Source organism: Comamonas sp. FUJ_7, assembly GCF_057369555.1.
On sequence record NZ_JBXXZI010000001.1, the window covers coordinates 386,542 to 405,596 of the forward strand.

The 19,055-nt window shown below is 59.1% G+C and carries 20 protein-coding genes; 7 read left to right on the forward strand and 13 right to left on the reverse strand.

What is annotated here, in order from left to right:
- Nucleotides 1-2 precede the first annotated feature (2 nt).
- The gene (locus tag AC2I9W_RS01765; RefSeq protein WP_216891672.1) at nt 3-236 is read right to left on the reverse strand and encodes a DNA-binding protein; all 234 of its coding nucleotides are present in this window, start codon (nt 234-236) and stop codon (nt 3-5) included.
- A gap of 91 nt (nt 237-327) precedes the next feature.
- On the opposite strand from AC2I9W_RS01765, the gene AC2I9W_RS01770 reads away from it, so the two are divergent.
- Nucleotides 328-1,308 carry a LuxR family transcriptional regulator gene (locus tag AC2I9W_RS01770; protein WP_216891673.1) on the forward strand — a complete coding sequence of 327 codons (981 nt, stop codon included), beginning with the start codon at nt 328-330 and terminating at the stop codon, nt 1,306-1,308.
- A 79-nt stretch (nt 1,309-1,387) separates the two neighbouring features.
- Nucleotides 1,388-1,651: a helix-turn-helix transcriptional regulator gene (locus AC2I9W_RS01775; RefSeq protein ID WP_022579756.1), complete on the forward strand. Its 264-nt coding sequence runs from the start codon at nt 1,388-1,390 to the stop codon at nt 1,649-1,651.
- A gap of 84 nt (nt 1,652-1,735) precedes the next feature.
- Here the strand turns inward: AC2I9W_RS01775 and AC2I9W_RS01780 are convergent, their stop codons facing one another.
- The 6 genes from AC2I9W_RS01780 to guaB all read right to left on the reverse strand — a co-directional run bounded on the left by AC2I9W_RS01780 (nt 1,736) and on the right by guaB (nt 7,914).
- The gene (locus AC2I9W_RS01780; RefSeq protein ID WP_022579757.1) at nt 1,736-2,938 is read right to left on the reverse strand and encodes a tyrosine-type recombinase/integrase; all 1,203 of its coding nucleotides are present in this window, start codon (nt 2,936-2,938) and stop codon (nt 1,736-1,738) included.
- 307 nt (nt 2,939-3,245) lie between these two features.
- Nucleotides 3,246-4,862 (reverse strand): glutamine-hydrolyzing GMP synthase, encoded by a 1,617-nt coding sequence (gene guaA / locus AC2I9W_RS01785; protein WP_486408339.1) that lies wholly within the window; start codon nt 4,860-4,862, stop codon nt 3,246-3,248.
- 35 nt (nt 4,863-4,897) lie between these two features.
- Nucleotides 4,898-5,347, reverse strand: a complete 450-nt coding sequence (locus AC2I9W_RS01790) for a type II toxin-antitoxin system VapC family toxin (protein WP_486408340.1) — start codon at nt 5,345-5,347, stop codon at nt 4,898-4,900.
- Complete coding sequence (locus AC2I9W_RS01795) at nt 5,344-5,604, reverse strand: type II toxin-antitoxin system Phd/YefM family antitoxin (RefSeq protein WP_486408341.1); 261 nt, start codon at nt 5,602-5,604, stop codon at nt 5,344-5,346. The genes AC2I9W_RS01790 and AC2I9W_RS01795 overlap by 4 nt, the downstream gene beginning before the upstream one ends.
- Nucleotides 5,605-5,910: 306 nt before the next feature.
- The gene (locus tag AC2I9W_RS01800; RefSeq protein WP_486408342.1) at nt 5,911-6,363 is read right to left on the reverse strand and encodes a DIP1984 family protein; all 453 of its coding nucleotides are present in this window, start codon (nt 6,361-6,363) and stop codon (nt 5,911-5,913) included.
- A gap of 75 nt (nt 6,364-6,438) precedes the next feature.
- A complete protein-coding gene (gene guaB / locus AC2I9W_RS01805) occupies nt 6,439-7,914 on the reverse strand; it encodes an IMP dehydrogenase (protein WP_158391222.1) in 1,476 nt (491 codons plus the stop codon).
- A gap of 99 nt (nt 7,915-8,013) precedes the next feature.
- Here guaB and AC2I9W_RS01810 point away from each other — a divergent pair, with 99 nt between their 5' ends.
- Complete coding sequence (locus tag AC2I9W_RS01810; RefSeq protein ID WP_486408343.1) at nt 8,014-8,538, forward strand: DUF4124 domain-containing protein; 525 nt, start codon at nt 8,014-8,016, stop codon at nt 8,536-8,538.
- 76 nt (nt 8,539-8,614) lie between these two features.
- Here the strand turns inward: AC2I9W_RS01810 and AC2I9W_RS01815 are convergent, their stop codons facing one another.
- Nucleotides 8,615-8,962, reverse strand: coding sequence for an RnfH family protein (locus AC2I9W_RS01815; protein WP_486408344.1), 348 nt, complete (start codon nt 8,960-8,962; stop codon nt 8,615-8,617).
- Entirely contained in the window at nt 8,955-9,407 is a 453-nt protein-coding gene (locus AC2I9W_RS01820) for a type II toxin-antitoxin system RatA family toxin (RefSeq protein ID WP_158391225.1), read from the reverse strand. The genes AC2I9W_RS01815 and AC2I9W_RS01820 overlap by 8 nt, the downstream gene beginning before the upstream one ends.
- Before the next feature lie 159 nt (nt 9,408-9,566).
- Between AC2I9W_RS01820 and smpB the strand changes: the two genes are divergently transcribed.
- Entirely contained in the window at nt 9,567-10,040 is a 474-nt protein-coding gene (gene smpB / locus AC2I9W_RS01825; protein WP_486408345.1) for an SsrA-binding protein SmpB, read from the forward strand.
- Between the two features lie 180 nt (nt 10,041-10,220).
- Here smpB and AC2I9W_RS01830 read toward each other — a convergent pair whose 3' ends face one another.
- Nucleotides 10,221-10,514, reverse strand: a complete 294-nt coding sequence (locus AC2I9W_RS01830) for a hypothetical protein (protein WP_486408346.1) — start codon at nt 10,512-10,514, stop codon at nt 10,221-10,223.
- A gap of 209 nt (nt 10,515-10,723) precedes the next feature.
- Between AC2I9W_RS01830 and alaS the strand changes: the two genes are divergently transcribed.
- The 3 genes from alaS (at nt 10,724) to AC2I9W_RS01845 (ending at nt 15,927) form a co-directional block, all read left to right on the forward strand.
- Complete coding sequence (gene alaS, locus AC2I9W_RS01835) at nt 10,724-13,348, forward strand: alanine--tRNA ligase (RefSeq protein WP_486408347.1); 2,625 nt, start codon at nt 10,724-10,726, stop codon at nt 13,346-13,348.
- Nucleotides 13,349-13,553: 205 nt separating this feature from the next.
- The gene (locus tag AC2I9W_RS01840; protein ID WP_486408696.1) at nt 13,554-14,624 is read left to right on the forward strand and encodes an ABC transporter substrate-binding protein; all 1,071 of its coding nucleotides are present in this window, start codon (nt 13,554-13,556) and stop codon (nt 14,622-14,624) included.
- A 4-nt stretch (nt 14,625-14,628) separates the two neighbouring features.
- On the forward strand, nt 14,629-15,927 hold the full coding sequence (locus AC2I9W_RS01845) for a GGDEF domain-containing protein (protein WP_486408348.1): 1,299 nt from the start codon (nt 14,629-14,631) through the stop codon (nt 15,925-15,927).
- Nucleotides 15,928-15,979: 52 nt separating this feature from the next.
- Here the strand turns inward: AC2I9W_RS01845 and trmB are convergent, their stop codons facing one another.
- The 3 genes from trmB to AC2I9W_RS01860 are packed head-to-tail and all read right to left on the reverse strand — an operon-like array spanning nt 15,980 to nt 18,972.
- Nucleotides 15,980-16,717 (reverse strand): tRNA (guanosine(46)-N7)-methyltransferase TrmB, encoded by a 738-nt coding sequence (gene trmB / locus AC2I9W_RS01850; RefSeq protein WP_486408697.1) that lies wholly within the window; start codon nt 16,715-16,717, stop codon nt 15,980-15,982.
- A 29-nt stretch (nt 16,718-16,746) separates the two neighbouring features.
- Entirely contained in the window at nt 16,747-17,823 is a 1,077-nt protein-coding gene (gluQRS, locus tag AC2I9W_RS01855; protein WP_486408349.1) for a tRNA glutamyl-Q(34) synthetase GluQRS, read from the reverse strand.
- Between the two features lie 42 nt (nt 17,824-17,865).
- The gene (locus AC2I9W_RS01860) at nt 17,866-18,972 is read right to left on the reverse strand and encodes an NAD(P)/FAD-dependent oxidoreductase (RefSeq protein WP_486408350.1); all 1,107 of its coding nucleotides are present in this window, start codon (nt 18,970-18,972) and stop codon (nt 17,866-17,868) included.
- Between the last annotated feature and the right edge of the window lie 83 nt (nt 18,973-19,055).

Sequence of the window (19,055 nt, forward strand, 5' to 3'; positions counted from 1 at the left end):
GCTCAGTTCCCCGTTCCGTACAGGGACTCGTCGCTCAACACCTCGGCGATCTGCGAGGTTCGGAAGTAGACCCGCCGGCCGATCTTCAACCGAGCCTTGTTGATCCGCTGCGTCCACTCGTTCGTCGCGCGAAGGCTGATCCGCAATCCATCAGGCGATCGATCCAGGACAGAGGCGAGCTGCGCCATGCTCAGCAGCGGGCCAAAGCGTTGCAGCAGCGTGTCTTCTATCGTCATTGCGTAAACCTCCGTTATCAACTGAATTGCAACGAAGATTAGGCGCTATTGGGGGTTGTCTACATCTTATTAGTTGTCCAAAATGGTTGACATGAAAAACGATCCAACCATTGTCATCTGGGAAGGCTGCGATCCCACTGTCTCGGAAGCCATCGAGCAGTTTGAGGATCGCTGGCGGCCGTATTCCGCCTCCTCGCGGCGCTACCCCATCGTTGGGCTGTTACAGGAACTCATTGACCCCGCCGTGGCTGCGTACACGGCGACGCTGCCACAACGCTACTTGGGCCATATCCCCGGAGCAGGGACAGGGGTGGGCCTCAGCGGGATCATTCGACTGGTTGGACTTGATGCGATGGTTCGCATGCAGAGGCAGTTGCTGCGCCAGTTCATCAAAACGGAGGATAGGCAGACGCCAAGAGATCGGCGGTTTGTTGCGACACTGGAATCGTTGATTGGGCTTGTATGGGACTGCGCCTGCAAACGGCCGGTGAAGTCGAAGGTGCGCGACACCCGACTGAATGGCGAACGCCTCCAGGGGTTCTGCCGGTTCTGCGGATCACTCGCCGAGCTGACCTCATTCGCCGGTGGGAGCGATGATCCGAAGGCGGACGATCCAGAGGAAAAGCTTCGACTAAGCAGCCTGTATTGCCTGGATCACCGGCCTAAATTGCCGAGCGGCGCATGGAACCCTGTCTACAGACAAGCAAGGCGATCCCTCGCGCAATTCGACCTCGAACTGGCGAGACTCAACCAGCAATGCGCGAAGCCGGCCACTGCCCAAGTGAAATCGGGCGATCAACTGGTTGACAGCTACTTCTTCCACTATGTCGCGGGCCAGACCTTACAGCCGGCGGACAAGGCAGAGCTGCGCAATCAAGCACGGCTGATGGTGGACTCGAAGCTATCGGATCGCAAAAAGCAGATGCTGATGCTCCAGTGGTCTGGACTCAATCAGTCGGAGATTGCGCGAAAGCTCGGCATCGAGCGCCAAGCGGTATCGAAGGCGCTGGCGGCGATCCCCGCAATGTTCCGCTTGAGTACAAAGCCGCGCTCACGGCGTCAACCTAATTGACCAACTAATAGGACGAAACAATCCGCATTGCCAGGCACCATCAGGCACATGTTCGCAAGTGACTGAAAGAGGCCAGGGGATGCAGGCAACGACAAGCAAGACGCTCATCAATCGGAAGAAGCTACTGGCGATGATCCCGCTGTCTGAGCGCACGATCTTCAACATGGAGCAGCGCGGGGAGTTTCCGCGCCGGATCGCACTCACCAGCCGAAACGTCGCCTGGGACTTGGCCGAGGTCGAGGAATGGATAGAGGCGCGGAAGTCGTCGGGCACTCAGGCCATGCGCCCTGGCTTCACTCCGTCTGCCGTGGCCGGCGGCTCTGCTGCCCCTTTTAGCGGCTAAAACGCTGCGCCCCTCAAGTGTCAATGAAACCCGAGGCCATGCCTCGATGCTCAGGCGGCGCTGCCTAACCTGCCTTCGTCTGGTTTACACCTTCGGCCGTCTCAGCGTCCATTCGTCGATCATGTCCGCCCAGTCCTGCAACATCGCCGTGCGCTGCTCGCGGTACTCGGCCTTGTTGTAGACGGCCCTGACGCCTCTCTGCTCGTGTGCCAGGCACTTCTCGATCCAGTCCGTGTTGTAGCCGGCTTCATGCAACAACGTGCTGGCCGTGCGCCGCAAGTCATGTGGCCCGAACTTGGCGAGCGACCGCCCCTCCTTCTGCGCCAGCCGATACGTCAGCGTCAGCACCTGGTTGAGCGTGGCGCTGCTCATGGGTAAATCCGAGTCATACCGCGACGGAAGCACGTAGTCCGATCCCCCTGCGAAGGTTTTCAGGGCAATGAAGATGTCCAGCGCCTGCCGGGACAGGAACACCAGGTGCGGATTGCGCCGCTTCATCCGCTCCTTCGGGATCGTCCAAAGCGCGTCGCTGAAATTGATCTCGCTCCATGTCGCGTTAGTCAGCTCGCTCTTGCGCACCATCGTCAACAGCAGCAGCTTGGCCGCCGCCCGAATGGATGGCGCTGTGCCGATGCGCTCCATGTACTGGTACATCAGGCCGATCTCGTCGGGCGTCAGCGCACGGTCGCGCGGCTCGAACTTGGCAATGGTCGTCGGGCGCACCAGCTCGGCCGGGTTCTCGACCTTCTGGCCGCGCTCGATGGCCCAGCGAAAGACCTGGAGCACCACCTCGCGGACATGCACGGCTGTCGCCGGCGCGCCGCGCTCGACGATGGCATCGGTCAGCGCGCGCAAGTCTTCGTGGGTGATCTCCACCAGCTTCTGATTGCCGAACTTCGGCTTCAGCTCGCGCTCGTAGACCGAGCGGCGCATGTCGCGGGTGGAGTCGGCCATCTGGTAGCCGCGCAGCCACTTTTCCGCCCAGGCCCCGAACGTCTCCGCGTCCTTGACGCGGGCCTTGTCCCGCGCCTTTTCCTTGGCCGGTGACTTCCCGGCCGCGACCATCTTCTTGGCCTCGCCCAACCGCTCGCGGGCTTCCGCCAAGGTGATGCCGCCGACACCGTAGCGGCCGAAGGTGATGGTCTCCTGCCTACCGTGGATCGAGTAGTTGTAGCGGAACGAGATCGCTCCGGCGGCCGTGACGGCTACATAGAGGCCGTCACGGTCATTCACCTTGTAGAGCTTGTCCTTCGGCTTGAGGTTGCGCAGCTTGGTATCGGTCAACATGGTTCTCGCCCTGATTCAGCTCAAATACCATGATCAGAAAACCGGCCCATCCTGGCGTAAAACAACAATTAAATCATCGTCTTACACAAATTCGATACCATGAACATCCGCAAGGTGGTTGCATGGTATTGGCGACTTCTCATGGCATAGAAGCATTCAATGCCATCCATCATGCCATGAAAAAACGGTGCTTGGCGATGCCAAATGTTGCCAGGCGGTGCTGAACGAAATCACAAAAAAGCCCGCAGTGACGCGGGCTTAGGTGTGTTTTAGTGCTACTAGATGCCAGCCAGTGCCAGACGCCGGATCACTCCCACTCGATGGTTGCTGGCGGCTTGGTGCTCACGTCGTAAGTCACGCGGTTGATACCACGGACTTCATTAATGATTCTTCCAGACACCTTCTTCAGCAGGCCGTAGGGCAGCTCGGCCCAGTCGGCGGTCATGAAGTCGCTGGTGACTACGGCGCGCAGGGCCACGACGTAGTCGTAGGTGCGCCCATCGCCCATCACGCCCACGCTCTTGACGGGCAGGAATACGGTGAAGGCCTGGCTGGTCAGGTCGTACCAGCTCTTGCCTGTGGCCTCGTCGATCCAGTTGTTCAGCTCTTCGATGAAGATGGCGTCGGCGCGGCGCAGTAGGTCGGCGTATTCCTTCTTCACTTCACCCAGGATGCGCACGCCCAGGCCGGGGCCGGGGAAGGGATGGCGGTAGACCATGCCTCGGGGCAGGCCCAGGGCCACGCCCAGTTCGCGCACTTCGTCCTTGAACAGGTCGCGCAGGGGCTCCAGCAGCTTCAGACCCAGTTGCTCTGGCAGGCCGCCCACGTTGTGGTGGCTCTTGATGGTGACAGCCTTCTTGCTCTTGGCACCGCCGGATTCGATAACGTCAGGGTAGATGGTGCCCTGGGCCAGGAAGGTAGCCCCCTTGCTGCCAGCATTGGCGGCCTTGAGCTTGGAGGCTTCGGCCTTGAAGACATCCACGAACAGGCCGCCGATGATCTTGCGCTTGGCTTCAGGCTCGGACACGCCAGCCAGCTTGCCCAGGAATAGCTCGGACGCGTCGACGCGAATGACCTTGGCGTTGAGCTTGCCTTCGAACATTTCCATGACCATATCGCCTTCGTTCAGGCGCAGCAGGCCGTGATCGACGAACACGCAGGTCAGCTGGTCGCCGATGGCGCGGTGGATCAGGGCGGCAGCCACGGAGGAGTCCACGCCGCCGGACAGACCGAGAATCACTTCTTCGTCACCGACCTGCTCACGGATCTTGGCCACGGCTTCTTCAATGTAGTCGCCCATGATCCAGTCGGCTTGCGTGCCGCAGATGTCCAGCACAAAGCGGTTGAGCAGCGCCTGGCCTTGCACGGTGTGCGTGACTTCGGGGTGGAACTGCACAGCGTAGTAGCGGCGGGCTTCGTCGGCCATGCCGGCGATGGGGCAGCTGGGGGTGGAGGCCATGACCTTGAAGCCAGGGGGCAGCTCGGTGACCTTGTCACCGTGGCTCATCCAGACCTTGAGCATGCCGTGGCCTTCGGGGGTCACGAAGTCTTCGATGCCCTTGAGCAGTTCTGTGTGGCCATGGGCGCGCACTTCGGCGTAGCCGAATTCGCGGGTGTTGGAGCCTTCGACCTTGCCGCCCAGCTGGGTGGCCATGGTCTGCATGCCGTAGCAGATGCCCAGAACGGGCACGTTCAGTTCGAACACGGCGTCGGGCGCGCGGTCGTCTACTTCATAGACGGACGCGTGGCTGCCAGACAGGATCACGCCCTTGAGCTTGCCATCGGCGGCAAATTCGCGCACCCAGTCGCTGCTCACATCACAGGGGTGGACTTCGCAGTAAACATGGGCTTCGCGCACGCGGCGGGCAATCAGCTGCGTGACCTGGGAGCCAAAGTCCAGAATGAGGATCTTGTCGTGTTGCATGGTCTTCAAGGGCTAGAAGGTGAAGGAAAACAGGGTTAAAAATCTTCGGCTGCCAGGAGCGTGACGCCGCTTTTGCGGGCGGCAGCGATCTGGGCAGCATCGAATGTGGCCAGTGGCAGGCGCAGCGACTGCGCCAGCCACAGATAAGCGGCGTCGTAGGTGGGCAGGCCCGTGTCCAGCGCCACGTCGAGCACGGCCTTGTGCTGGGCAGGAGCCAGCTCATGCAGCTCCACGCGGTGACGAATGGCTTCGAGTACTCCCCACAAACCTTCAACGCTGGTGTGCGGGATGCGTCCATGATTCACACCCGAGGCGATGAGGTTGCCGCATTCCCACTGCCAGAGATTGGGGGCATGGGGGTCGACCTCGTCGCGGCGGATGCGGGTGTACAGGCGCTGGGTGTGCTCGCTTGCGTCGTCAGGCAAGAGCCAGGCGGCGGTGACAGAAGCATCGAGCACAAAGGCGGTAAAAGCGGTGGAACTCATGCTTTGCTGCGTCCATTTTGGCGCAGGCTTGCTACGGAATCCGTAGCTCCTTGCGCACGTACCGTCTGCTGCAGCGCCTGAATTTGTTCTAATTCTCGGGCGATCTGCTCATCGGTGATCACGGGCTTGCGGCGCACAGGCAGCATGCGCACGACTTCTTTGCCATGGCGCGTGATGCGCACTTCCTCGCCTTGTTCGACCAGTTCGACCAGGGCAGAAAAGCGGCTTTTGGCTTCGTAGATACCGACGCTATGCATGGGGTGTGGAGTAATCCGTCTGAATGTTGAGTTCGGATGGAATTTTAGCATTCTGACTAGAAATTTAAAATCTGGTCAGAAATCTGTGGGTATCAAAGCAAAGAAGAAAAAAGTGGGGAGCGCTGCGTCAGTGCAAGGTAGTGAGCGGTGAGTTCTCAAAGGTCCGTTGTACAGAGTGATGGGCTACGTTGTGAGTGTGCCTAAGCACAATGCGCTGCCCGCCGCGCTGCATGGAGAGCCCCAGTATGTTTTCAACCCCCTGTTGCTCATTGGGGTCTCTGCACTCGCCCGCAGCGCTCGAAAAACTCAGATGTCGATCTGCCAGTTGGCGGCTTGCACCGTCACATTGACTTCGCGAATCTTGCGTGATAAATCATCGGCCTGTTTTTGAAGGCTGGAGACTTGAATCTGCGGCACCCACTTGATTTCGCGCGGGCTGTACCGATCCACATCCTTGTGGGTCGCTGCAATGGTGCTGATGAGTAGCGAGTGTTGGGCAATCAACATTTCACGCAAGGCCAGCACATCGGCCAGCAAGCGGCCATCGCTGAGTTTGGCTGATTCATTGACAGCATTGATGCGGCGAACCAAGGCTTGTTGCTCTTGCAGCGTAGAAGTGGCCTCGGTCAGCAAATCCTGGACCTTTTCCTTGGGCTCTTCACCTTCTTGAACGATGGCGTTGTGAGCAATGCGCTCGCGCAGCGAGGCCAGCTTTTTCTTCAGATCGGCTCTGAGAAGCAGGGCTTCGGCAAGTTTCATGAGGATTCCTGGAAAAGAAAAAAGCAGGATGGGCATTGTGGCCCATCCTGCTTGTGACCCGTGTCAGTCGATCAATCAGTCAGCGCGGTAGTTAGGCGCTTCTTTGGTGATCTGCACATCGTGCACGTGGGATTCACGGATGCCAGCTGCGGTGATTTCCACAAACTCGGCCTTTTCGTTCATCTCGGTGATGGTTGCACAACCGCAATAGCCCATGGAGGCGCGCACGCCGCCGGCCATCTGGTAGACGATGGAAACCATGGAGCCCTTGTAGGGCACGCGGCCTTCAATGCCTTCGGGAACCAGCTTGTCGGCGTTAGGGTTGCCGGTGGTCGACTCCTGGAAGTAGCGGTCGGCAGAGCCTTGCTGCATGGCGCCAATGGAGCCCATGCCGCGGTAGCTCTTGTAGGAGCGGCCCTGGTACAGGATCACTTCGCCGGGCGCTTCTTCGGTGCCGGCAAACATGCCGCCCATCATGATGGTTGATGCGCCCGCAGCCAGAGCCTTGGAAATGTCACCAGAGAAGCGGATGCCGCCGTCGCCGATCAGAGGCACGCCAGTACCCTTCAAAGCATCAGCCACGTTGGAGATGGCCATGATCTGGGGCACGCCCACACCGGCCACGATGCGAGTGGTGCAGATGGAGCCAGGGCCGATGCCGACCTTGACGGCGTCCGCGCCAGCTTCGACCAGGGCGAGAGCTGCAGCACCAGTGGCAATGTTGCCGCCGATGACATCGATCTGGGGGTAGTTTTGCTTGACCCAGCGCACGCGGTCGATCACGCCCTTGGAGTGGCCGTGAGCCGTGTCCACCACGATGGCGTCCACGCCAGCCTTGGCCAGCAGGTCCACGCGCTCTTCGGTGCCTGCGCCCACGCCCACGGCGGCGGCCACACGCAAGCGGCCAGAAGCGTCACGCGCAGCGTTCGGGAAGGTGGTTTGCTTGTTGATGTCCTTGACGGTGATCAGGCCCTTGAGTTCAAAGGCGTCGTTCACGACCAGGATACGTTCGAGCTTGTGCTTGTTCAGCAGCGCCTTGGCTTCGGCGGGGCTGGTGCCGTCTTTTTCATTGACGGTGATCAGCTTTTCGCGGGGCGTCATGATCTGGCGGACCTTGACGTCGTAGCGCGTTTCAAAGCGCACATCACGGCTGGTCACAATGCCGACCACCTTGCCGCCGTCGCAGACGGGGAAGCCGGAGATGCCCAGCTCTTCCGACAGCTGCAGCACCTGCAGTACGGTGTGCTCGGGGGTGATGACCACAGGGTCGTGCACCACGCCGGATTCGTGGCGCTTGACCTTGGACACTTCAGCGGCTTGCTGCTCGGCTGTCATGTTCTTGTGGATCACGCCGATACCGCCTTCTTGCGCAATGGCGATGGCCAGGCGCGCTTCCGTCACTGTGTCCATGGCAGCGGACACCAGAGGCAGATTCAGGCGAATATTGCGGGTGAATTGGGTGGCGAGGGAAACGTCCTTGGGCAGGACTTCGGAGTAGGCGGGAACGAGCAGGACGTCGTCAAAGGTCAGTGCTTTTCCGAGAAGGCGCATGTGATGGCTCCAAAAGACGCATTGTACCTGTGACTTGCCGCACAATGTGGGCTCGCCGGCTAGAACCCCTAGCGGTTGTTCAAGACTTATTGACTCCCCATGAATACCATCAAGTTCGCTTTGTTGGCAGCCATTGCTTGCTGCTCGGTTCCCGCAATGGCCCAGTGGCAATGGATCGACGGCCAGGGGCGCAAGGTGTTCAGTGATAGAGCGCCTTCCGCAGATATTCCCGCCAAGAATATTTTGCGCAGTCCAGGCATGCAAAGGCCAGCGGTCGGGACTGAGGCAGCAGAAGCGCCTGCAGCGGTGCCGGCGACAGCTGCAGCCGGCTCAGCACCCGGCCAGGGCGTAGACAAGGGCCTGGAAGAGCAAAAGCGCAAACAGCAAGAGCAGGAAGCTGCAAAGCAGCAGGCTGACAAGCTGAAGCAGGAAAAAGTGCGCCAGGAAAACTGTGCTCGCGCCAAGCAGGCTAAAGAGACGCTGAGCTCCGGGCGAATGCTCTCTCATGTCAATGCCAAGGGGGAGCGAGGCTTTATGGATGAGGCCGCGCGCGATGCGGAGATCAAGCGAGCAGACGCGGTCATCGCCTCTGAATGTGGACCCATGCAGGATTCGGCTCAGTAGTCGGTCTGTGATCGCTTCCAGCGATCTGACCCAGAAAAAAAGAAGCACCTTAGGTGCTTCTTTTTTGTCGCAGTGCTCAGTACCCCGCTTTGGCTTCAGGCCGTCGGCGCTTGAAGAGTCCGGTGCTGCGTGCACCTTGGCGTGCAAAGCGCTCGCGCCGCGCAATCTTGGGGTCTACGGTAAGGGGGCGGTAGATTTCGAGGCGGTCGCCATCGTGCAGAACCTGCGTCATGTGGGTCGTTTTGCCCCAGATGCCCAGCATGTCCGGGGCTGCACTGTGGATGTCTGGAGCAAGCTGGGGATGGGCGAGGGCTGCTGCTGCGAGAGCTTGCTGGACTGTGCTGCCCACAGGCATGTTTAGAACAGCTTCGTGAACGACGCCGGCTTGGGGCGAGATGCACAAGCACAGTGTCAAATCACCCATAGATCTGCTCTGCACGCTTGATGAAGGCGTCGACCATGGAGCCGGCAATGCGGTCAAAAACCGGGCCAATGATGGCCGCAACAGCCCCGCTCTCAAATCCGTAGTCCAGTTGCAGCTCGACCTTGCAGGCGCGCTGCGTGCCATCGCCCACGGGATGAAAGCGCCAATGGCCTTCCAGACGGGAGAATGGGCCCTTGACCAGGCGCATGCTGACCTGCTTGCCGCCGTTGTCCATGGTAGTGTTCGTGTTGCGCGTCACAAAAGACTTGCGCAGTCCGCTGAAAGCAATACCAACCTCGGCAGTCATGCCTGTGCTGTCTTGCTCCAAAATCTTGGCATGATCGCACCATGGCAAGAACTCAGCATAGTGGGCCACGTCCGTCACAAGGGCAAACATTTCTTCGGGGCTGTACCAGATCAGGACGGACTTGTTGACGTTTTTCATGAACAAAGAGTAACCGGCATGGCGCAAGACAGGCGTATTGAGCAGTGCTCATTGGCCCACAGCGCGATGCGAAACTAAAATCAACGCCTCAGAGGCGAGACAGCAATCCAGTATTGTAGGGAGAGCTTTCATCTCCAGTCAGCCTGCAACTAATATTCCATGGCCAAGAAACCAGAAACATCGTCGCGCATTGCCGACAATAAAAAAGCAGCTTTTAACTATTTCTTCGAGGAGCGCCACGAAGCCGGCATGGTGCTGCACGGCTGGGAGGTCAAGGCCCTGCGCAGTGGCAAGGTGCAACTGACCGATGGCTACGTCATCATCAAGGATGGCGAGCTGTTCCTGCTCGGCTGCCAGATCAACCCGCTCAAGACCGCATCCACACACGTCAACCCCGATGCGGCCCGCATCAAGAAGCTGCTGCTCAAAAAGGATGAGATCAAGCGTCTGGTCGGCAAGGTGGAGCAAAAGGGCTACACGCTGGTGCCCATCAATTTGCACTGGAAAAACGGCTTTGTGAAGTGCGATATTGCGCTGGCCAAGGGCAAGGCTGAGCACGACAAGCGTGATGTGATCAAGGATCGCGAAGGCAAGCGCGAGGTCGAGCGAGCGATGAAAGGTCGCAATCGCTGATTGCCCAAATCAGTCCCAGGCCTCAATAAATAAGAGCTGCTAGCGCCCGTGTTCTCTTGATTTCAGGTACTTTTGTATCTGAAATGAAGGATTCACGAACGCTGCCAGCTCTTTTTTGATAGTTCACTATCCCTGCGGTCTTCTGGCAGGCATCTGGCAATGCGGGCAGACCTCCGTCACTCAAGGGTTCTCGCCGTAGCGGGTCTTGAAGTCAAACTCCAGGCGCTCGCAGTCTTCTGGGGACTTGAACTCCTGGGTCTTGCGCTCGGCTTCAGGCTTGGCAGTCTGCTTCCAGCAGATCTTGATGGTCTCGGCTTCTGTCCAGCGCTGCTGGCTCTGCGGGTCGTCCATGAACTGGCCGACCAGCATCAGCGCGCCAAAAATAACTACGGGCAGAGCAATCAGCCAGATGACCAGGCGGTTTTTGGCAGGGGCGGCAGGCTTTGGGGCCTCGGTTTTTGGGGTGTCGTTCATAGTGGTTGCCGATTATCCGCAAGCCGATGATGACTGCATTAATGCAGCTCATGAAAAATCATGATCGCCCAAACGTCGCAGCGCCGCGCGGGTCTGTAGTCGCAAACCTATAATGTTTGGCTGATTTGCCTTTGCGCGTGGTTTGGGAACCAAGCTGCGCCGGCCGTACCGATCGCAGGCGTCTTGCAGGCGTCTTCATACCAAATACCATGAGCACACCCACTTTTTCCGTAGCGGACATCCGCAAGACGTTCCTGGATTTTTACGCTTCCAAGGGCCACACCGTCGTGGCGTCCAGCTCGCTGGTTCCCGGCAACGACCCCACGCTGATGTTCACCAACTCCGGCATGGTGCAGTTCAAGGATGTGTTCCTGGGCACGGACAAGCGCCCCTACAACCGCGCCACATCGGTGCAGGCCTGCCTGCGCGCTGGCGGCAAGCACAACGACCTGGAAAACGTGGGCTACACCGCGCGCCACCACACCTTCTTTGAAATGCTGGGCAACTGGTCTTTCGGCGATTACTTCAAGAAGGAGTCCATCGAGTGGGGCTGGGAGCTGCTGACCAAGGTTTTCGGTCTGCCTGCCGAGAAGCTGCTGGCCACCGTCTATCACGAAGACGACGAAGCCTATGACATCTGGAAGAACGTCATCGGTCTGCCTGCCGAGCGCATCATCCGCATCGGTGACAACAAGGGCGGCAAGTACAAGAGCGACAACTTCTGGATGATGGCCGACACCGGCCCTTGCGGTCCTTGCTCGGAAATCTTCTACGACCACGGCGAGCACATTGCCGGTGGCCCTCCCGGTAGCCCGGAAGAAGACGGCGACCGCTTCATCGAGATCTGGAACCACGTGTTCATGCAGTTTGACATGAAGGAAGACGGCTCTGTAGTGAAGCTGCCCGCGCCTTGCGTGGACACCGGCATGGGCCTGGAGCGTCTGGCCGCCATCCTGCAGCATGTGCACAGCAACTATGAAATCGACCTGTTCCAGGCATTGATCAAGGCTGCTGGCCGTGAAACCAATACGGCCGACCTGAACACACCTTCGCTGAAGGTGATTGCCGACCACATTCGCGCCACATCGTTCCTGGTGGCCGATGGCGTGATTCCTTCCAACGAAGGCCGCGGCTATGTGCAGCGCCGCATCATCCGCCGTGCCATTCGCCATGGCTACAAGCTGGGTCAGAAGACTCCCTTCTTCCACAAGCTGGTGGCCGATCTGGTGGCGCAAATGGGCGATGCCTATCCCAAGCTCAAGGAGCAAGAAGCACACATCACCAGCGTGCTCAAGGCCGAGGAAGAGCGCTTCTTCGAGACCCTGGCCCACGGCATGGAAATTCTGGACAGCGCGCTGGCGGGCGACGTCAAAGTGCTGCCCGGCGATGTGGCCTTCAAGCTGCACGACACCTACGGCTTCCCGCTGGACCTGTCCAACGACGTGGCGCGCGAGCGCGGCGTGACCGTGGATGAGGCGGGCTTTAACGCCGCCATGCAGCACCAGAAGGAAACCGCCCGCGCCGCTGGCAAGTTCAAGATGGACCGCGCGCTGGAATACTCGGGCGCAGCCAACACCTTTGTGGGCTATGACAAGCTTGCAGAAGCAGCAAAAATCGTAGCGCTGTACGCTGACGGTGTCTCAGTTTCTGAGCTGAAGGCTGGTCAAAACGGCGTGGTAGTGCTGGACAGCACTCCTTTTTATGCAGAGTCCGGCGGTCAGGTGGGTGATCAGGGCGTGATCGCCGCAGCTGGCAACCGCTTTGTGGTGGAAGACACGCTCAAGATCAAGGCCGATGTGTTTGGTCACCACGGCCAGCTGGAATCCGGCTGCCTGAAGGTGGGCGATGCCGTGGAAGCCCAGGTGGACACCGCCGTTCGCGCCGCCACCATGCGCAACCACTCGGTCACCCACATCATGCACAAGGCCTTGCGCGAAGTGCTGGGCGGCCATGTGCAGCAAAAGGGCTCGCTGGTCAACGCTGACCGCACCCGTTTTGACTTTGCGCACAACGCACCCGTGACGGCTGAGCAGATCCGCGAGATCGAAGCCCGCGTGAACGCTGAAATCCTGGCCAATACCGCTACCGATGCCCGCGTGATGGACATTGAAAGTGCTCAGAAAACCGGGGCCATGATGCTGTTCGGCGAAAAGTATGGTGAGACCGTGCGCGTGCTGGACATCGGCAGCAGCCGCGAACTGTGTGGCGGCACGCACGTGCAGCGTACCGGCGACATCGGCCTGTTCAAGGTCGTGGGTGAATCCGGTGTGGCCGCTGGCGTGCGCCGTATCGAAGCCATCACAGGCGAGAACGCGCTGGCCTATCTGCAGTCGCTGGAGTCCACAGTGGGTGAAGCCGCTGCGGCCTTCAAGGCACCTACGGCCGAGCTGAACAACCGCATCGGTGGTGCGCTCGACCAGATCAAGGCGCTGGAAAAGGAAATCGCAGCACTCAAGGGCAAGCTGGCCTCCAGCCAAGGCGATGAACTGGCCACCACGGCTGTCGAAGTCAATGGCGTTAAGGTGCTGGCCGCCAAGCTGGAAGGCGCGGATGCCAAGTCTCTGCGCGACACCATGGACAAGCTCAAGGACAAGCTGGGTGCAGCTGTCATCGTGCTGGCCGCTGTGGACGGCGACAAGGTGCAGCTGGCTGCAGGCGTGACCAAGGCCGAAACCGCCAAGGTCAAGGCTGGCGAGCTGGTGAACTTTGTGGCCCAGCAAGTGGGCGGCAAGGGCGGCGGCAAGCCCGATATGGCCATGGCCGGTGGCACCGATGCTGCAGCTGTGCCTGCAGCGCTGGCCAGCGTACAGGCTTGGGTAGCAGAGCGCCTGTAAGCAAACAAGCTGCCGAACTAAGGCTGCTTTGATCTAAACACCCCAGATTTCTGGGGTGTTTTGCTATTATTTGCAGGCGAACCAAGGTGCTGAGCTGGGCTTTGCGCCACAGGATGAAGACTTCAACTGGCTTTGTGTATTGCTGATGCGCTGGAAACCACATTGTTCAATTTCCATCGCGAAAGCATGGTGGAATGCCTTGCTGGTGATACTGGCGACATGGCCTGCAATAGGCGGTGCTCAAAGCGTTTTCTTTATCAATCCAGGGTATGCCAATGAGACCTATTGGCGTACAGCCTCGGATGCCATGCAGGCTGCAGCCAATAGCCTGGGCATGCAGCTCGAAGTGCAATACGCACAGCGCAATCCCTTGAATGCCATTGCCATCGCCAAGGAAGTGGGAGCGAGGCCTGTAGCGACTCGTCCACGCTTTGTCATTTTTGGCAATGAAGGAGGAGTGGCTCCGGAGATGCTGCGCATACTGGACGCTGCAAAAATTGACCATTTCATGGTTTTTAGTGGCTTGCCGGATTCGGCCCGAGGCCAGCTTGGGAAGCCCAGAGAAAAATTCAAGCACTGGCTGGGAAGCCTGGAGCCGAAGGCAGAGGACGCGGGTTATCTCACAGCCAAGGCTTTGATAGACGTGGGAAGAGCAAACAAGGCATTTTCCTTGCTTGATGCCAAGCTGCATTTGCTGGCCATTGCCGGAGATCGCTCCACCCCCAGCTCCATCGCTCGCAATACAGGTATGCGCAAGGCCGTGGCGGAGTCCTCTGATGTGATGCTGGTGCAGGAAGTTTTTGGCGAATGGAATCGTCAAAAAGCAGCTGAGCAGATGCGGGCTTTGATGCTGCGCTACCCGGAGGTGCGCCTGATCTGGGCAGGCAACGATGAGATGGCTTTTGGGGCCATGGATGTCTGGCGTACCCGGCCAGGAGCTCCCGGTAAAGATGCTTTTTTCAGCGCCATCAATACCTCAGCAGCGGCTTTTTCTGCCATTCGTTCGGGAGAGCTTTCTGTTTTGGCGGGAGGCCACTTCATGGCGGGAGCCTGGGCGATGGTCATGCTCTACGACTACGCACATGGCAAGGACTTTGGAACGGAAGGGCTGGAGCTGGTGCGGCCCATGTTTGTGCTCTTTAACGCCCCATTGGTTGAGCGGTTTGAGCAGCGCTTTGGAAGCATGCCAAAGGCATTGAATTTTCGACGCTACAGCAAGGCTCTCAATCCCAAAGAAACGACATACCGTTTCGAAATAGAGAAGCTGCTTCGCTAAGCCTATGCCGGAGAAACGCTTTCGTTCCATTGCCACGCACTTGATAGTGCGCATTGTCTTGCTGGCCGTGCTTTGCATGACGGTCTTTGTGACTTTGCTGGCGAGCTGGGAGTACAAGTCAGGCAGGCGTAACTTCAAGCTGGATATGGAGCAGCATGTCAGCTCCAGCCTTTTGCTGCTGTCTGCCGCTCTGTGGGATATTGAGCCTGCGATGGTGCGAAAGCAGGTGCAGTGGCTCAGTCAGCTGCCTCAAGTGGGCTATGTGCGTGTGCACTCCAGCACGACTGGCGAGAGCTTTGAGGCCGGGTCGGAAGGTGCACTGCCCATGCGCTTGCCAGCTTTGCAACTCCAGATCCCGATCCCGCGAGATTTGGAGACTCCCGCCGCGCAAGACATGCCTTTGGGTACGCTGGAGGTTTGGGAGAGCCGCAGTTATTACATGGCGTTGATTCGCAATTCGATATTGGGCGTCGTTGTCGGCTATCTAGTATTTACCGGCATGGTGTGCCTTGTGGTGATGATGGTCATGCGCAGGCAGCTGCGCGATCCTTTGCGTCAGATTGCCAGTTTTGCGCGTGGCCTCAAGCCCAATGGACTGTCTCAGACTCTGGTGCTGAACAGGGCGGCCCGCGATCATGTCGATGAAATTGACCAGGTTGCCAGTGGCTTTGTGCAGTTGCAGCATGATTTGCAAAACCATATTGCCCACCTTGACCAATTGGTGGCTCAGCGCACGGCTCAGCTGGAGCGGATGGTGGAGGAGGTAAGGGGTCTGTCAATGACGGATGCATTGACGGGTAGCTTGAACCGAAGGGCTTTGGACGAGCGTCTGCAGGCAGAAGTCGAGCGCAGTTGCCGCTACCTGCGCCCTTTGTGTGTGGTCTTCATGGATATAGACCATTTCAAGCAAATCAATGATCAGTACGGACATGGCGCTGGTGACCTGATCTTGCAGCAGGTCGTGCAGCGCTGCCTGAAGGGCTTGCGCGCTCAGGTCGACTGGCTTGCTCGCTATGGAGGGGAAGAGTTTCTTGCAGTGCTGCCTGAGTCTGACGTGGCTGAAGGAGTGCAGCTGGCCAAGCGCTTGGGAGAGGCTATCCGTGATCAGGCCTTTGAAGTGGATGGCCAAAGCTTGCGGGTTACTGCCAGCTTTGGCGTGGCGCAACTGAGGTCTGGCGAAAGCATGGAGTCTTTGCTTTACCGCGCTGATGCGGCACTGTATGAAGCAAAGGCGGCAGGGAGAGATGTGGTCTATTGCGGTGAACCGCTGATGCTTAACCCCGAAAAAATACCGGCCACTTAGAGAAGTGGCCGGCATGGACTGATACAGGCTTGCGGCCCTTTTCTATAAGGAGTTAAGCCTTGCGGCGGAACACCAAGTCCCACACGCCATGGCCCAGGCGGATGCCGCGGTTTTCGAACTTGGTCAGGGGGCGGTAATCAGGCTTTTCAGCATAGTTCTCGGCGGTGTTCTGCAGTGCTGGCTCTGCATTCAGCACTTCCAGAATCTGCACGGCATAAGGCTCCCAGTCGGTAGCGCAGTGGATATAGCCGCCGGGCTTGATGCGGGCGGCCAGCTTGGCAATCAGCGGGCTTTGAATCAAGCGGCGCTTGTTGTGCTTTTTCTTGTGCCAGGGGTCGGGGAAGAAAATGTGCACGCCGTCGATGGAAGCCTCGGGCAGCATGTTGTCAATGACTTCCACGGCATCGTGCTGCAGGATGCGAATGTTTTCGATTTCCTGCTCGCCAATGCGCTTGAGCAGCGCGCCCACGCCGGGCTCGTGCACTTCGCAGCACAGGAAGTTGTCGTCAGGGCGAACGCGTGCGATATGGGCTGTTGCCTCACCCATGCCGAAACCGATTTCCAGAATCAACTTGCCTTCGCGGCCATAGGTGGCTGCGGCATTGAGCGGGGCCTTCTGGTACTGCAGCAAAAAGCGCGGGCCCAGTTCTTCAAAAGCCTTGGCCTGGCCTGTGGTGGTGCGGCCAGCGCGGCGCACATAGCTTTTGATGGTCTTGGGGTAGGCCACGCCTTCTGGCGCCTGGCCTTCAGGCGTTGCAGTGGGCTGCTCGTTGGCTGCGGTCTCGGCCATATCGGTGGTAGGTGTAGGAATAGAAGAAGTCACGAGGCAATATTGTAGGTTTGACGCCAGCACTGGACCCAGAAGCTCAGCGCCAAAGGCAAGGCGGTTGCGGGGCTTTCAGTGCTGCTGTGGGGTGCTGAAGGCGCTTGTGGCAGGCCCAGCTGCTGTGCCGCTGCCGCCAACGCGTCCAGCGCAGCCCTGGGTTGGCTTACATCTATGGCTGGTGCGCCGTGTTGTTTGGAGAGCTTTTCACCATTTTCCATGCGCACCAGTGGAGTGTGCAGGTAATCAGGTTGCTGATAACCCAGTGCATGCTGCAGCATGATTTGGCGAGGGGTGTTGTCGGTCAGGTCTTCGCCGCGCACCACATCGGTAATTCCTTGCCAGGCATCGTCCACCACCACGGCCAGCTGATAAGCCCACAGCCCATCGGCGCGGCGCAGCACAAAGTCCCCCACGCTGGAGAGCAGATTTTGCTGCTGTTGACCCAAGCGACGATCCAGCCAATGCAGCACGGGATTGTCACACTCCAGAGTGGTCTGCTTGTTTACTTGTATTTTGATAGCTTCACGCGCTTTGTCTGTCTGCGCTTGAGGCGAATTTTGATATAAATCGCACATCGACTGCTCAAGAGCAAAGCGCCAAGCTCTGGCAGGTTTGCCATGAAGGCCGTTGCGGCAGGTTCCGGGGTAGGGGCGTTCAACGTGGCGCTCGTGGATCAAGCCCTGCGCTTGCCATACGGCTTCAATTTCTCTACGTGTACAGCCGCAGGGGTAGGCCAGATGCTGAAGTTGCAGCTGTTGCAGAGCGCTCTCATACAGAGAGTGGCGCTGTGATTGCCAGACGACAGGTACATCCGAGTGCAGCCCGCAGGCGCTCAGCTGGCGCAGGATTTCTTGATCGGCCCCGGGCTGGCAGCGCGGCGGGTCTATATCTTCAATGCGAATTAGCCAAAGGCCGTTATGGGCCTTGGCATCCAGCCAACTGGCCAAGGCCGCGACCAGTGAGCCTGCGTGCAGAGGGCCGGTAGGAGAGGGGGCAAAGCGCCCGACATAGCGACGACTTTTCGCAAAAGGGGCGTGGGCGGGGTGAGAAGAGGCAGGGGCCGACGTCATGAGGGACGTTATCTTACGCCCCTTGCCTGCTGCGCCACAGACTCAGGCTAGGGCCAGCCCCATTTCCAGGCCGGAGATGAAGGCGTCCTCCAGACGCAGGCCCTGGCACCAGTCTCCGCAAAGGCCCAAGCCTACGGAAGGGTCATGAGCATAGCTTTTGCCCAGAGAGGCCAGCGTATGCGCATGCGGCCAGAGGTAAACACTGGCGTGGCGCGGCGCAACACGTATGCCTGTGATTTCGCCAAAGCCTTTTTGCAGCTTGCTGAGAACACGCGTGGCGTCATCATGGCGGTGCTCGTTGGACCACAAGGGGTTGGCGTGAATGGTCCAGCGTTCTGTCTGTGCGCGGCCGGGCTTGGAGGATTCGCGTGCTACCCAGGCAATGCGCTCGTGGGTGCTGCGTGCGGCATTCCACTGTGGTCCCAGAGTGCTCAGACCCGCTTGAGCGGCCATGGGGTAGGACAGCGTCATGGCCCAGCAAGGCGCCATCTCCACGGTGGCCAGTGTTTTGGCCAAGGCTGCGCCTTGGGGGGCCGTTTGCAGCAACTGCACGGCCAAAGGTGCGGGCAGGGCCAATACCACAGTGTCAAAGTCTGAGGCGATCTGCGGGCCGTGGTCTTCGGTGTCCAGCATGAGTGACCACTGATGGCGGCTGTGGTCATTGCCATTGGCAATGTGATGATTCAGGGCGCGAAGAGATTGACCCAGGTGCAGGCGACCGGCATCCCATAGTGGTGCAGCCCATGCCAAGGGCAGGGATTGCATGTCCGGCATGCCCACCCAGTGCTTTTCACGGGTGGGGGCAATTTTGTCGATTCGGCGCCCTTGGGCATTGCGTGTCTGGATGCTGTGCACGCTCCAGGCGCGCAGATTGGCGGGCGTGGTGTCCAGTGCTTGCTGAAAGCGCGGGTCGCGCACGGTGAAAAACTGGGTGCCGATGTCAAAGCTGCCGTAAGGCCCGTTGACGGAGCGCATGCGCCCTCCGGCCTGGGTCAAGCGCTCATAGACATGAACATCATGGCCGGCCTGCATCAGTGTGCGTGCGCAGGCCAAACCTGCAATGCCTGCACCAATGACGGCGATGCGCTTGGCGCGAGGGTGAGGGGAGGCAGAGGCTGCTGCGGACACTCGAGTGCGGGAAGCGTTCATGAAAAAGCCTTTTCGACACTGTTTGAGTGTGAGCGTAGCAGCTATCCAAAAGAGAGCAAGTGCTGCTTGTGCTCAATTGTTGC